Source organism: Micromonospora andamanensis (assembly GCF_016863495.1).
In the GTDB taxonomy this organism is placed as follows: Bacteria; Actinomycetota; Actinomycetes; order Mycobacteriales; family Micromonosporaceae; genus Micromonospora; species Micromonospora andamanensis.
Genome location: NZ_BOOZ01000047.1, coordinates 1 through 13,672, shown reverse-complemented (window position 1 = coordinate 13,672; position 13,672 = coordinate 1). Strand labels below are relative to the sequence as shown.

The window sequence follows — 13,672 nt, the reverse complement described above, 5'->3', positions numbered from 1 at the left end:
GGACCGGTCTGAGGTACCTCGCGACGCCGCAGTTCTTGCTGCTCGACCGGTGATCAGCTCCACCAGTCCCACCAGTTGGACGGGGCTGTCTGTACCGGCGCGATGGTGGGCATCTGGTGTCGGGCGACGCCGTGCAGACCCGATCCGACGGCGCAGTCACGGAACGGTCCGTCCTCACCGCACAGGAGCGGCAGGTGGTGGTCCAGTTCTCTCAGCCAACCCAGCATGCCAGTCATTTCGAGGCGCGCGTGTTCCCATCCGTACCAGAGCGCGGTCAGGCGGGTGACGGCCTCGTCGTGGCGCCACCACTGTTCGCACCAGTGCCAGCGGATCATGCCGACCTCGCCGACGGGTCGGGCGAAGGTCGGCAGGAGGTAGTCCCGGACCCATTCCTCGACAGTGGTGTACGCAGGCTGGTGTCCGGCCGTGTCCCCTTCAGCGGTCCGCTCCTTGTTGATCTGCTGCTGCTCGCGTACCAGCTCGGTCAGTTGCGCGACCTGGGCGGCGAGGGCCATGAGCCGGAAGTCTTCGCTGCCGTTGGCGGTAGCCGGGGTCGTCGTGTCGGTCATCGGCTCCTCCTCAGGGTCGCGGCGGCAGCGTTGGCGGACTGCTTGTTCGCCAACGCGGTGGGTACGCCGACGGTCAGGGGCGCGAAGGTGCGACCCCATCTCGCGCGCTGCGCCTCCGCTCCGGCCTGGTCGTACGCGGCTCGTCCGCTCGCCAGGACGGCAGTCTCCTGGCCTTCGGTGTGCTCGTCGGGGTCGGTCCGGGGAAGGTCCGCCGTTCCGGATGCCGTAGTGGCTTCGGCGCGCTGCCGGGACGCGTGGGCGTCGAGTTGTTGCCGTGTGGCTTCGGCGACGGCGTCAGGAAGCAGGCCCTCTGCCGCCGCGTCTCGTGCGTACTGGCGGAGGAGTCCAGCGGCGTCGGCAGCCGGGGTTTTGCCGCCGGACCGGTAGGCACGTTGCAGCCGGTCCAGCGCCTCGGGGCTGACGTGTTCGGCAAGCTTCACCGCCTCGGCGCGCACCGCCGCGTCAAGCTCGTCGAGACGTGCGCCACCGACAGGTAGCGCCCGCCCGTTCGCGCCCGCGTGCAGGGTCTCCCGCTCGCGAGTGCCATGGGGGCGTGCCGCGCGGTGGGGCTGCGTCGCCTTCGCCTCGGTTTCCCACACGTCGTAGGCGGCGGACCGCATGGCTTCTTCCATGCTCTTCCCGGTCGCGCGGAGCCGGTCGTAGGTGGCCATGAACGGTGGGTGGATCTGGCGGATCCGGTCCTGCGCGAGGCGGACCGCCTCAACGGCAACCGGGTCTCCGCCGGCAGCGTGGGCTGCGGCGGTACGCCATACCATCGCGGCTTCAACGAAGCTCGCCTTCTCGGTCAGCCAGGATCCATCCAAGGAACGGGCAAGCCGCTCGCGTTCCTCCTTCACGGCCGCCGCCAGCCTTTCGGCCTGGCGCTGCGCCTGACGCTGAACGGCATTGGTCGCGCGGTCGCGGGCGGCGGCCTGCTCGGCCTCCGCCGCGCGTCGCTGGATACCGACCGCTCCCATCCGTGCTCCGGCCTCTCCCAGCGTCGCCAGCACGCTGAGCCCTTGGATGAGTTGATGACGTACATCGATTACCGGATCGTCGTGCTGCTGTGGTTGCACCGCACCTCCCGTGTTCTGCCGCCGCTGCACGGCGGCGGCATGCTGAGCCTCAGCAGGAGGCGTTGGTGGTGGCGTGAGCGGCGGCGTTACCAGGCACATTCAGGCGTTACCGCTGCGATTGCGGTAGTCAGCCCGGCGGGTCACCGGCTGAGGTCGGTGCGGCGGGGGGTAGCCATGCTCGGGCCGGTGGCAGGCGTGGGCGTAAGGCTTGATCCCGCTGGCATGCCTGGTCTATCGGCGAGTTCCCTGAGCGCGGCGGCGGCCGATCGAGCGGCTTGTGCCTGGTGGAGGCGGCGTTGAGCGTGGCGGAGATGCTCCAGGGCATCCGCCAGGCGGGCGAGGTCCATCATCAGGGCCAGCGCGGCGAGCATGTCGCCGTCGCCCGAAACCCTCCCCATCAGAACGACGAGACGCGACATCGCCCGCAGCTCGTACGACCGACCGGTGTGCCCTACCACCCGGCCCCGGATGTCCCGGGCCGCCTTGTCGAACGTCTCGGCCACCCGGGTCAGGTTGCCCCGCCGATCGCCCTCGACCGTGTACGCCAGCGCGGTGAGCAGGTCAGAGGCGGCCAACGCTGCCGCCTGAGCCCGCGCCGGATCGGCGTATGCCGTCTGCCGGATCTCGTCGGCTGCCGCCCGCGTCACTCGTGCCGCGTCGGCGAGCGCCGCTGTACGTTCGGCCCGGCCGACCGGCGGCACGTCAGTCGATGCCGGGCTTGCCCACCGTCGACGCAGTTTCGGCAGGGCCAGGTCCGCCGCCAGCTTGCCGCCGCCGTAGTACACCGGCATGCCGTCGGCAGTGAGGTCCGCAGGCAGCGCGACGGCATACCCGGTGACCTGGCCGGACGCCGTCGTGCTGTTCCGCAGGCGAAGAAGAAGCCCCGCACCACGCACACGGTCGAAGAACTCGGTCTCCGTCGCGGCACCCGCCACCGCCATCCGGACCCGCCGCCGCAGCTCGTCGCGCGGTGTCTCACGCCGGCCACGCCGGGCGGACTTGTTCAACTCCGCCGCGCTCGGCCGGCGATGCGCGGTGCGGTCCGCTGGAGCGACCGCACGGCGCAACCCGTACCGGCGGGCTACGTCGTAGGTCGCCGCCACGGTGCGCGGGTAGTCGTTCCTCAGCCAGCTGATGCGGCCGTCTTCGCGGACCAGCGTCGCCACGATGTGCACGTGATCGTCGCCGTGGCGAACCACCACCCACCGCAGTCCCTCGTCGTCAGCCGGCGTCGCCACGCCGATCTCGCGCAGCATCTCACGGGCCATGTGCCCCCAGGTTTCATCGGAGAAGGTGCGGGCGCGGTCTTCGGGCGCCAGTCGCATCGAGGTGTGCCACACGTACCGCTTCGGCGGACGCTCGATGCGCCGGACGGGCTCTTCGAGCAACGTGACCAGCCGACGAAAGTCCCGCTTCCCCGCAGCGGTGATGCGTGGCTCCAGAGATTGGAGGTCCCCGGCGCCGTCCCACGCCGCCACCAGGCGCGGATTCCGATGCTCCTCACGCCGCCCCGGCCCATACAGGTACCGAAGCAGCCCGGCGACCCGGCGCCCTCGGGGGTGGACCCGCGAGATCATCGCAATCGCCGGTGGATCCGCGCGGTCAACTGGTCGAGCCGGTCAACAGCCCGCGCGCACAGCCGGACCGCCTCAGCCGCCCACTCAGGCAACTCGCCCGTCGAATGCCAGGCAGCAGCGACCTGGTTGACGTTGCTTCCGAACATGTTGACTGCCCGTCGAGCGGCAAACAGCTCGCGTTGCAGCTCGCGAAGGTCCCCGCTGGCAGCGTTCGGTTCTTGCCCTGTTGCGGCCTCGACAGCCATCTTCGCGGCGTAGCCGGTCGGGGTTAACCCAGCCGACTCCGCGGCGACCTCTACGAGCCGTTTCTCGTCGTCTGAGAGCCGAATCAGGATCGCGTGAGGGCGACCCGGCCGGTTGTGCGTGCGGTGCCTGGCCGCGGGTATTGCACTCTTCTGCTGCTCGTCCATCGCCGCCCACCTTGCGTCTGGGGCGTTACCGGGAGCGTGAGCCGTGGCGTTGCCGCACGAGCCAGCTACCGCAACGGCCGCTTCCGCCTTTCAGCCTCAGACGAAGTCCGATCTTGCGCCGCGACCGCCTCTACATCTGGTGAGCGGCTGCCTGCCCCGGGTGGGTTGGGGAATCCTTGGGCTGCAACATTGGGGCCTCGCTGTCCAAGCTGGCCGGCCGCCCCGATCGTGTCAGGGTGCTCCTCCAGGTGCACGTGGTGACGCGACCAGTTAGACCGCCGTAGCCGGGTTACCCCTGGGACCTTCTCGCCCCACTTCAGGTCCCACACGGCGTCGACAGTGATGGTCAGGTCACTCGTCTTCACGACGTCGCCGATGCGGCGGTGACCACCAGACGTGACGTAGGACAGAGAGTCACCAACGCGTACGTGCTCGAAGTCGATGGGGCCGCCGGGATGGCGTGAGGGCTTATCCGGGGCCAGGGCCATGACGTCATCGCGCAGACCGGCAGCGATTAAGAACGCCTCGGAGTTGAAAATCAGATTTTGATCGGAGAAGTATTCCGCCATACCACCGATTACGACGGCGACCATGCGCCTGGTCTGCGCCTCATCCATTGGTCCGACCGCACCGCTGCTCAGCGCTTCTTCTAGCCGAGCAACTCCCGACGAGACGGCATGGGCAACCTCTTCGTAGTCTCTCCGATGCATCGCCCAACTCCTCGCTCCGTCGAATCGGTACCTGCCTGTTGTGCGGCAGGTGGAAGCTGAAGCCGATCCGACCCAATCGTCCTTGCGGATCCTGCCTCGGAGGCGTTACCGCCACAGCGGCGCCGCCCTACCGGAAGGCCGCCCGGCCGCTCCCATTGCCAATCTGCGACCGCGCTCGGTCGCAGATTGATAAGCAATCGGCATATCTTGCTCCGAGCGGGCGGCATGGCCGGATCGTCGCTGGACGCCGCAGTCTGGACATCATCGAAAGGACGGGCATCCTCAGCCGGGACCGCGAGGTGAACGGTACCGGTAGATCCCACCGGAGACCTCACGCGCGGCGGCCAATGGGCAACCCGCACAGTGCGGGCGGGCTACCGACGTAGCCCAGGGATAGATCGCCGGCCGCGCGGGCGACCGAGCGGCGTAGCCCGTGACGTTGATGAGGCACCGAGCCGACGGAGGACCGTCATGGCCCGACCAACAGGAATGAGCCCTGAAGCGGCCAAGCGCATCCGGGCAGCGGCCAAGCGCACCCCGACCTCACCCATCAGCAAGAGCGGCTGGGACGTCCGCGCTTGGAAGGCAGCGGTACGCAACGAACCGCCAATCCCTACGACTACGACGACTACAGCACCGAGTAGCCGCAGTTCCTCTCGCTGGCCCCGGGCCGGGTGCCGGCGTTGACACAGCGGGGCGGCCCCGTTCGGACAGTCAGGTCAGGCCGCCCGATCGGGCCTTCACAAACCCGGCTATCGGCGGTCAAGCAATTTATCGTCCAGGTATCTCAGATCGCGCGAAAAGCGCATAGAAAGTGAGGCAGGCAACAGCCCTCGACATTCTTTGGGGGTATCATTATATACGTAAGCCACGGACCCCTTAGTTTCCGGAGGCCACCCACATGCCCGAGCATCCGACTCCGGCCAACCTATCGGGATACTTCAATGCAGCGGTCGCCGCCATTCGGAACGCACCGCCGGATCGGGACGGTACGTGGCAGATCTGGGACGGGCAGGACTGGCAAGACGTAGCTCAGGCCGGGCCGGAGCGTGGCGAGGTAACCGGTGGACGCTGACCGGCAGCTTCGTATGCAGGCGCGCGAGATCCTGACCACCGCGCACGAGGGCAGCCACCGTCCGACGCTGGCCTGGGCCGTCGGGGTGTTCGAGTCGTCGCACGCGATGTACCCGCTGAGGTTGTCGCGCACTGGAGATCCGTTGGCGCTGTGCCCCGGAGATGGCGGCGGCTGCTCCCTGCCGCGCGGACGCTGGCTGGACTACACGCGCACAGGCGGTGCGTGGATCAGGGATGGCGACCTGGTCAGGCCACTGAAGGTCTCCTGGCCGGAGGTCGCGGCGGTCTTCTTCGCCCGCCCGGTTCCCCGGGACCTAATCGCGCAGTGCGCCGTGGCGATGCAACGGCGCCGATCCTGCGACGGACCGCCGTTCGGCGTCGAGTGGCGAGAGATCGATAGGGCGTGCAGCGCCGCCGGGCTGGCCGTCTGGCGGGCGTGCCGTCCGGCCGACCATGGCGAGCAGCTCGACCTGTTCGCCGCCTTCTGACTCAGCAACCGGCACGCCACGACACGGAATGGAGGCTTCACTCATGACCCAGTCTGTCCCGGCCTGGCCCCGAGCACCCCCGGCGGTCGTGTCTACCGCCGACGTTCTTCTCGCACATTCTGCGGTTCCTCGGTGTCGCTACCACCCAGGTTCCGCCAACGACAACCAACCGCCAGACGGAAGGGAGCCCATCGTGACCGCGACGGGCAAGAAGACCACCGCCAGGCTGCGTGCCGGCGACCGCATCCTCATCACCGACGACCTGAGCAAGGCGTCCACGCGCACCGGCGGCCGGTGGCACCCGAGCCGGGTCAAGACCGGCGCCACGACCGCAACGGTCAGCCACCTCGACGCCATCGCGGGCCGGCGGACGCGCTACGACGTCGTCACCGACGCCGGCACCGTGCCGAACCTCAGCGGTTCGCAGACGTTCCTGCTGGCCCCCGAGGACGCACAACCGGCCTCGGTCACGTCGGTGCAGCGGTGGAAAGAGATCGAGCAGTCGGCCAGCACGCCGGAGTTTCGGGCATGTGTGGCCGCTGGCGTCGAGAACGCCGACGACACCATGGACGAGGCGCTGCGCGGTGTCACCGATGCCGTTGCCGGCCCCTTCGCCCGCGGTGACGAGACCTGGTGCCGGCTGGCGATCAGCGGCTTCGAGGAACTGCGCGACAAGGGCGTCTTCGCGCACCTCAACGACGTACCGCCGGAGCCCGTCCCCGGCGGGTGGGTGCAGTTCCACCCCGACGGCCCCCGGGTACACCCCGACTACGCCCGGCCCATCGCGCACGGCGACCACATATACGACATGGTTGGCCGGCTGGAACTGCGGGTCGGCGACGTGATCCTCGAATACGGAGCCGACCTGCGGATCCTCGACATCACCGCGTACCAGTGCACCCATCCCGGTCACCCTCGTGACCACCGCTGGTACGCCAAGGTGATCGGTCTGACCGCCGAGGACCGCCGCCGCACCTTCTCGCGGCCGTGGGGCACCGCGCTGTGTCTGGCCTACGACCGGGGTGTCCCCCGGCGCCGCGACGTCCCGGACCTGGCGCCGGCTGACGCTCCGGCGCCGCAAGACATGGTGGTGGAGCGGGCGTACGCGGTGCAGGTCGGCCGCGAGCACACCGCGTGGGAGACGGTCTCCCACGGCGCGGCCGTCGGGCCGGCACCGCAGCTCGCGCGGGACGTCGCGTTGCGGCAGGCGTACCCGCTGGACGTCGACCGGTGGCGGGTCCTGGTCTACGCCGACACCGACCGGGCCTACCCGCCGGTCTACACCTACGGGCTGACCGAGGCCAACCAGGACGGCCTCTACTGCACCCACGGCGACGACCCGCGCCACCACACCGCCGAGTGCCCGGGACGGCACCCCTGACAGTCGCAGCTCACGGCAGGAGCGACCGTCGCGCCGCTCCTGCCCTGGCTGCCCGTGCCCAGGAGGTGCACATGGGCGACACCACCGCCCCCGGCAACCGGCCGGTGTCCGGCCCCGGGTGGATGCCGGCGGAGAATCCGACCCCGACCCGCCAGCAGGCGTTCTACATCATCTTGACCACGCTGACCCCGACCTCCGGGACCGTGTTCGGTGGCATCAGCGCCATCGCCGCCGCCGAACAGGCCCGGCTGGTCGCCGGACCCGGCGCTCCGGGTGCGTTCGTCGCCGCGTACACCCGCGTCGTTGACGCCCTGGTGCCCGTCGACGTGGAAACCACCCTGCTGTCCGGCCCGGCGGCCGTCCACCGGTACCGCGTCCGGACCTGGCTGGGTCAGCAACTGCTTTCCCAACACGAGATGGAGTGGCTGGCCTGATGCCGGTGACGGCGCTGGCCCACGCGACAACGGTCGGTGGGCCAGCGCCGGGGCTCCGGGCCGCTACAACCCAATGGAGCCCAGTGCGACCGCCAGACGGTCAGCACCGCCCAGGGTAGCCGGCAACGGTTGCCGCCAGCGTGACCAGCCGTTACCGCCCCCGGGCGTTACCACCCGGCCGGGCTCCTCAGCTCACCTCTTCGCTTGAACATTCATTGGAGTTCCCCATGCCTTCTGCCGCAGACCCGCACGCCCGGGGCAGTGGTGTGCCCGACGGCGTCGCCCTGCCTCCGGACCTGGTCGAGGCCGACGCCCGCCTCCTGGTCGACGCGCTCGCCGCCCGCTTCGGGTGGGCGTACGCGATCTGGGATCGCGCCGACGCCGTCACCGCGCTCCGCGAGCAGCAACTCGACGAGGACGACGACCTCAGCGACGCGGAATGGACCCGCGCCGCACGCACCCCGACCTGGGCCGCACTGGCACCGCTGGCCCGGCACGTCGTGCAGGACCGGGACCTGATCGGCGACACGCTCCCCGAGGCGGGAATCGCCTGCTGGCTGTGCTCCCGCCGCCTCACCGCCCCGCCGGGCACCACCGGCCGGCTGTGCGACAGGTGCCGGATCGGGCCGCAAGGCCAACCGGCCGTCGCAGACCCCGTCACCGAGGGCCTGTACTGGCTGTCCCACGGGATTTTGATGTACGCGGCACCCAGGGCGCAGGACAACGCCCCGTCCCACAAGGGCCTGCCCGTCGATGTCGCCGACCTCGACCCGCTGGCCACCGCCCGCGCACGCGAAGCGCAGGCCGCTCTCCACGCCTTCGCCGATCCCTCAGGTGAGGGGATCCGACCATGAGGGCGGCCAGCCCGTTCACGTCGGTGCTGCTAGGGCTCGCCAGCACCGGCGGCATCGGCAAGGCATGGCTTCATCTGCCCACCGGCAGCGCCGGCCTCATCGGAATCCGGCCCCACACCGACGGCGGTCCCATCGCCGACCGCTCGGCCCCTCTCCTCGCCGCCGACAACCTGGCCGCGCAGCCAGCCCGGCCGATCGGCAGCCGATCCACCACTGATGCCGAAGCTGCCCTGCGGGCCGCCGGCTGGCATCTCGTCACCCGCGCCGACGCCGCCCGCCGGCTCCTACTGGCCGGCTACCGCCTCAGCCGTAACCGCACCGCAGGCCACTTGCTCTACGCCGATGACGCGGACGCCAGCATCTGGCGGCGCTGCGGCTCATGCCTCGAAGCCTTCGCCGTCACCGCCCCGCCCCGGCCCGACAACGGCAGCCGTCCACAACCCCTCACCCACGCATCGGAAGGCACCCCGCGATGAACGACATCACCCACCAGACGCCGGCACTACAGGTCGGTGACCACACCCGCGTCCGGGCCGGCCACGCCCGCAGCGCCAGCACCCACAACATCCTGACCCGCGACGTCATCATCGAGATCACCTTCGTCCGCGCCGAACACGATGGCGACCTGTTCGTGGAAGGTCTCGTCGTGGGCAAGCGAGGCGGGCTGCTGGCCGGTGCCCCGAATCGATCAATGATTTTGGCCCCAGGCTCGTTCACCACGCCGGTCCGGCTCGGCGACACCGTACGGCATCCCAGCACCGGCCGCCCCTCGGCCGTGATCTCCCGCCGGGAGGATCCCGACGGCGCCGTGTTCGTCGAGATCCTGTCCCCGTCCGGCACCGTCGAAGCCCGCCGCCTGGTCGACCTGCTCGACCTCCACCTTGCCCGGCCGTCGACGCTACCGGCGGAACAGCCCTGCCGCCGACACCACGATCCGGGCCTGTCGTGCCTGCTCTGCCTTGAGGCCACCAGCCCGCTGGCGCCAACCTGCACGGAGTTCTCGTGCATACGTCCGGCGGTCAACCTGGTCGTCTGGTCACCGCCGTACGGCCAGCACGCCACCACGCTGTGCCAGGCCGACACCGACCAGAGCGTTCCTCGACTCCCCAATCCGCAGATAGTGCCGCTGGCCGAGGGAACCTACACCCAACTCGCCGACGGAAGCGGCACCCAGGTCGCCACCTGCCGGCACTGCGGCCACGTCATCTACCTCTACCTGCCCCTCATTGGCAGCCGAAACCCGTGGCGCGGCGGTGAGTACGACGAAACCGGCCGTTGCATTATTGAAGTTGAAGGACGTGCCGGCACGCCAGTGCCACACGAGCCCGCCCTGACCCCCGCCGAACGAAACCAAGCCGTCTCGGCAGTGCGATGCGGCACCCCGTACGAACACAGCCTGGCCGACTGCTCGACTCGCAGATAGATCAACTGTGCCCGGCCGGCATCCGCCGGCCGGGCACAGCGGGACAATTCCACAAGAACAAAGGAACGGCGACGGCGCCCTTGGCCGCAAGGATGATCCTGAAGGACAGTGCCGCCGGGACAATCGTCAGGTTGAGCCAGGCAGCCCAACGGCCACCCGCTTACGCGGCCTCGACGAGAAGCGACGCATCGACAGCAAGGACCTCGGCCCGGCGATCGGAGAGTACGGCGTAGCCTCGCCGCGCCGCCTCATAAACGAGATGGGCGAGGCCGAGATCGCCGCCAGCACGTGGGAGGCGAGAGACAACAGCAGCCGAGTCCGCGGTCGCCAGTTCGGCGAGCCACGAACTGGCTTCCTGGCAGAGGTGCACCAGGCGGGCGCGGTGTTGCGGCACCGCCGCCAACGCCGAGGCAAGGCTCGTGTCGCAGATCAGCACGGTCTGCCCGCGACGGCGGCACGATGCAACCATGGCTTCGACGAAGGTGTCGGCCTCCGCGAATGCGACCAGCGCTCCGACGTCGAGAGCCCAGCCGCCCAGGGCGTCCAGACCGCTCTCTGTTCCTTGGCCCTCGCCAGCGGCGCACTCGCGCCGGTCCTCGGCTTGCCTGGTCATTCCGTCACCTCCACCGGCACCGCCAGCCCCGTTGACTGCGGGTACCGGAGTACAGGCTCGGGATCGAGCGTTGCCGGTTGGCTGCCGCAGAACTCGTTCACTCGGGCGTTATTCGCTACCAGCGGCAGTGGGCACCCGCAGGACCGTGCCCTTCCCGGACGCTGTTCCCTGAGCTGCTGTTCCCAGGGCGATGCACCGACGTGCCGTAGCGTTCCTTCGCCGGCCAGACCCGGTTCGTTCTCTTCTCCTCTGGCCCGGTGTCCATCAAGGAATGGAGGCGCTGGGACCCTGGGAGCCGGCGTGGACCATGGTGTTCACAACCCTCGCGGAGAACCGTCCTGCGCTGCCGGCCGGCGTGGCAACGGCGCTGCTTGCCCTCGTCCGCTGCGTCGGGAACTGGCTGTCTCGTCATACGGCCGCCTGTGTCGGGAGCCAGTCGTTGCCGCTGACGAAGGGCACGGCCGCTACGGGATGCTGCTGTCAACACGTCGCCGCCGCCGTTGCCGTTACCACTGTGAACGGCGTACGTGGGAACGGTGGCCGGCACTACGCAAGGCGAGCCGGGCCAAGAGATCGCTCTCGACCGTGCCTGTCCCTCCTCGGGATCATGGTTGTTGTTCCTGTAGGGCCTTTGTTCGTGCCGCTTCCGCTCTTCGCTGCGCATAGCTAGCGAACAGCGGCAGGGCGGCGCTGCCCGCTGCGCGCTGTCCCTTCATCCACGGTTGGGTACAGCGGCGTTTGGCTCGGTCTCGGCGAACGGGCAGACGCAGAGAGGGAACGGACGCTCAAGGAACAAGCCAGCGAGCAGGTGGGTGAACACCTTCGGGGAGCGACCCTTCTCTGGAGACACGTCTTGCCCCGGTGCTCACCCGAGGTCGAGGGAACGAACGCGCGTTACCACCGCTTCCGGCCCCCGCCGTTACCACCTGCGGCAGCGCGGTGGGAAACGCCTGAACGGAATGGTCGTTGCCGAGGCATGCCAGACGGTGCCTCCCCAACCGGACGCCTTGGCGTCCGCTCACCTCAACCGGAGGACCAAGCGACATGATCACCAGCACGCTCAACCAGGACGAACTGCTACAGCTACCCGCGATGGTCGATCTGGCGACGGCCGCTCGCGCGCTGGGTCTTGGACGAACGAAGGCTTACGACCTTGCCAAGCAGGGGGCCTTCCCGTGTCCGCTGCTCCGGATTGGGACCGCTTACCGTGTCCGTACGGTGGACCTGCTCCGGCTCGTCGGCGTTGAACGGCCGCCGGTCGAGCGCATCGATCTCTCTGAGACAGGCGACCAGGAGCCTACGCCGAGTGCCGAGGTCCGCCCTCTTCAGCCGACTCAGCGGCGCCGGCAGCCCACGCCGGTCGGTACCGGCCGGTAAGAACGTCGTCGACGAGCTGGGCAACGATCCCGGGCGGCGTGAGGTCGGGTCGCAGCTCTCCCAGCCTCTCAATCTCCGACGGCGTCAGCCTGATCTTGACCTGCTGATCTCGCTTCTCTCGTGCGGGCAACGGCGGCAGGTCGTTGGCGACAGGTCGCTGTCGCGGCATTTCTCAACTCCTCGGCGAGCAGATCGAACGGGCCGCATGGCGAGTCGAGGGTCCCACATCTCACATCGCCTATCACCATCCGCCACCCGACCAGGGATGCGGTACCACATTTCGGTACCTATAATCGGGACCAGTGTGGTGCGGCGCCGAGTCGTAAGCGGCCGACCACAACCCCTCATCTGCGGAAGGAGCAGAGAGAACGTGAGTAAATCGGACCCGATCAAGAAGGTCACGCTGAAGAACGGCAAGACCCGCTACCGGTTCGTCATCGACGTCGGCCGGAAAGCGGACGGACGCCGGGACCAGCGCACGTACACCTACAACACCTTGAAGGAGGCTCGCGAGCAGCGCGCGAAGATCATCGCGGAGTCAGCTAAGGGCACGTTCGTCGCGGACTCGGCGAAGACGGTGGCCGAGCACCTTCCGGAGTGGCTGGCCGGGCGTCGCAAGCTCCAGGAGTCGACGCGCACGAACTACGCCAACTCACTCAAACCCGTGATCGAGCGGCTGGGTCACATCCCTCTTCAGAAGCTCACGAAGACGCAGGTCGATGACCTCGTCACCTGGATGTTGGAGTCGGGCCGTCGGGTCGGCAAGAAGGGTCGCCCCCTGGCCCCTGCGACCGTGACTCTGACGCTCGGCAGGTTGGCGCAGGCTCTGGACGACGCGGTCAAGCAGGGAATCCTGGTCCGGAACGTGGCACGCCTGGTGGACAGCCCCGGCACCGCGCCGCAGAAGGAGATGTCGACGTGGACGGCCGAGCAGGCAGCGGCGTTCCTGGCCTACGTCGCCGAGGATCGCCTCTTCGCGGCGTGGTGCTTGAGCCTCTATGGCCTCCGGCGCGGAGAGGTGCTTGGACTTCGGTGGTGTGACATCGATCTGGAGGCCAAGACCCTGACCGTCTGCGTCACCCGCATCATCGTCAAAGACCAGGTGGTCCACAGCACGCCGAAGTCGGCGCGCTCGAAGCGCACACTTCCGTTGGACGACACCCTCGTCGCGGCGCTGCGCCGCCTCAAGTCCCGTCGCGCGCAGGAAAGGCTCAAGGCGGGCCGCGACTACCGGTCCTCGTGCCAGACCTGCAACGAGAGCCACGTCTTCGTGGATGAGGTCGGCGAGGAGGTGGATCCGGAGTCGTACTCCGATCGGTTCGAGGTGCTGGTGAGGCGGGCCGGGCTGCCGCTGATCCGGTTGCACGACACCAGGCACACCTGCGGCACGCTGATGCACCTGCGGAACGTTCCCGCCGCCGTGATCTCGGCCTGGCTGGGCCATGCCAACGTGGCCTTCACCATGAAGACCTACGTGCACTCCCAGGACGAGGCACTGAAGGCCGCGGGAGGCACGCTCGGCGCGGTGTACGGCACTACGGAGAAGGAGACGGCAGCGGACGACACGGAGCAGGACAACGTGACACGCGAACCCGATGTGAGAAAGTGTGAGAAAAACGGGCCGGAGAACGAATCAGCGGCCTAGTCGAAGATCGCTCGACCAGGCCGCTGACCTGCTGTTTCAAA

At 68.9% G+C, this 13,672-nt stretch carries 14 protein-coding genes; 8 read left to right on the top strand and 6 right to left on the bottom strand.

Translation table 11 applies throughout. The annotated features are described in order from the left end of the window. Window positions 1–53 precede the first annotated feature (53 nt). The 5 genes from Van01_RS27130 to Van01_RS27110 all read right to left on the bottom strand — a co-directional run bounded on the left by Van01_RS27130 (window position 54) and on the right by Van01_RS27110 (window position 4,249). Complete coding sequence (locus tag Van01_RS27130) at window positions 54–569, bottom strand: DUF4913 domain-containing protein (protein ID WP_204013395.1); 516 nt, start codon at window positions 567–569, stop codon at window positions 54–56. Next, window positions 566–1,645 (bottom strand): hypothetical protein, encoded by a 1,080-nt coding sequence (locus Van01_RS27125; RefSeq protein ID WP_204013392.1) that lies wholly within the window; start codon window positions 1,643–1,645, stop codon window positions 566–568. Before Van01_RS27125 ends, Van01_RS27130 begins: the two co-directional genes overlap by 4 nt. A gap of 140 nt (window positions 1,646–1,785) precedes the next feature. Then, complete coding sequence (locus tag Van01_RS27120; protein WP_204013389.1) at window positions 1,786–3,033, bottom strand: relaxase/mobilization nuclease domain-containing protein; 1,248 nt, start codon at window positions 3,031–3,033, stop codon at window positions 1,786–1,788. 185 nt (window positions 3,034–3,218) lie between these two features. Next, window positions 3,219–3,632: a plasmid mobilization protein gene (locus tag Van01_RS27115; protein WP_204013386.1), complete on the bottom strand. Its 414-nt coding sequence runs from the start codon at window positions 3,630–3,632 to the stop codon at window positions 3,219–3,221. A 65-nt stretch (window positions 3,633–3,697) separates the two neighbouring features. Then, window positions 3,698–4,249 carry a hypothetical protein gene (locus Van01_RS27110; protein ID WP_204013383.1) on the bottom strand — a complete coding sequence of 184 codons (552 nt, stop codon included), beginning with the start codon at window positions 4,247–4,249 and terminating at the stop codon, window positions 3,698–3,700. A gap of 1,157 nt (window positions 4,250–5,406) precedes the next feature. Here Van01_RS27110 and Van01_RS27105 point away from each other — a divergent pair. From Van01_RS27105 to Van01_RS27080, 6 genes are all read left to right on the top strand, one after another. Beyond that, window positions 5,407–5,904, top strand: a complete 498-nt coding sequence (locus Van01_RS27105) for a hypothetical protein (RefSeq protein ID WP_204013380.1) — start codon at window positions 5,407–5,409, stop codon at window positions 5,902–5,904. A 193-nt stretch (window positions 5,905–6,097) separates the two neighbouring features. Beyond that, window positions 6,098–7,285, top strand: coding sequence for a hypothetical protein (locus Van01_RS33275; RefSeq protein ID WP_239099335.1), 1,188 nt, complete (start codon window positions 6,098–6,100; stop codon window positions 7,283–7,285). Window positions 7,286–7,356: 71 nt separating this feature from the next. Next, window positions 7,357–7,719 (top strand): hypothetical protein, encoded by a 363-nt coding sequence (locus tag Van01_RS27095; RefSeq protein WP_204013377.1) that lies wholly within the window; start codon window positions 7,357–7,359, stop codon window positions 7,717–7,719. Window positions 7,720–7,946: 227 nt separating this feature from the next. Further along, window positions 7,947–8,573, top strand: a complete 627-nt coding sequence (locus Van01_RS27090; RefSeq protein ID WP_204013374.1) for a hypothetical protein — start codon at window positions 7,947–7,949, stop codon at window positions 8,571–8,573. After that, window positions 8,570–9,049 carry a hypothetical protein gene (locus Van01_RS27085; protein ID WP_204013372.1) on the top strand — a complete coding sequence of 160 codons (480 nt, stop codon included), beginning with the start codon at window positions 8,570–8,572 and terminating at the stop codon, window positions 9,047–9,049. Before Van01_RS27090 ends, Van01_RS27085 begins: the two co-directional genes overlap by 4 nt. Then, a complete protein-coding gene (locus Van01_RS27080) occupies window positions 9,046–9,996 on the top strand; it encodes a hypothetical protein (RefSeq protein ID WP_204013369.1) in 951 nt (316 codons plus the stop codon). Before Van01_RS27085 ends, Van01_RS27080 begins: the two co-directional genes overlap by 4 nt. Window positions 9,997–10,156: 160 nt before the next feature. On the opposite strand, the gene Van01_RS27075 is transcribed toward Van01_RS27080, so the two are convergent. Next, window positions 10,157–10,609, bottom strand: coding sequence for a hypothetical protein (locus Van01_RS27075; RefSeq protein WP_204013366.1), 453 nt, complete (start codon window positions 10,607–10,609; stop codon window positions 10,157–10,159). A 1,044-nt stretch (window positions 10,610–11,653) separates the two neighbouring features. Here Van01_RS27075 and Van01_RS27070 point away from each other — a divergent pair. Together Van01_RS27070 and Van01_RS27065 are read left to right on the top strand one after the other, a co-directional pair. Then, window positions 11,654–11,986 carry a helix-turn-helix domain-containing protein gene (locus tag Van01_RS27070; protein WP_204013364.1) on the top strand — a complete coding sequence of 111 codons (333 nt, stop codon included), beginning with the start codon at window positions 11,654–11,656 and terminating at the stop codon, window positions 11,984–11,986. 304 nt (window positions 11,987–12,290) lie between these two features. Continuing rightward, window positions 12,291–13,631 carry a site-specific integrase gene (locus Van01_RS27065; RefSeq protein WP_204013362.1) on the top strand — a complete coding sequence of 447 codons (1,341 nt, stop codon included), beginning with the start codon at window positions 12,291–12,293 and terminating at the stop codon, window positions 13,629–13,631. Window positions 13,632–13,672: the final 41 nt, after the last annotated feature.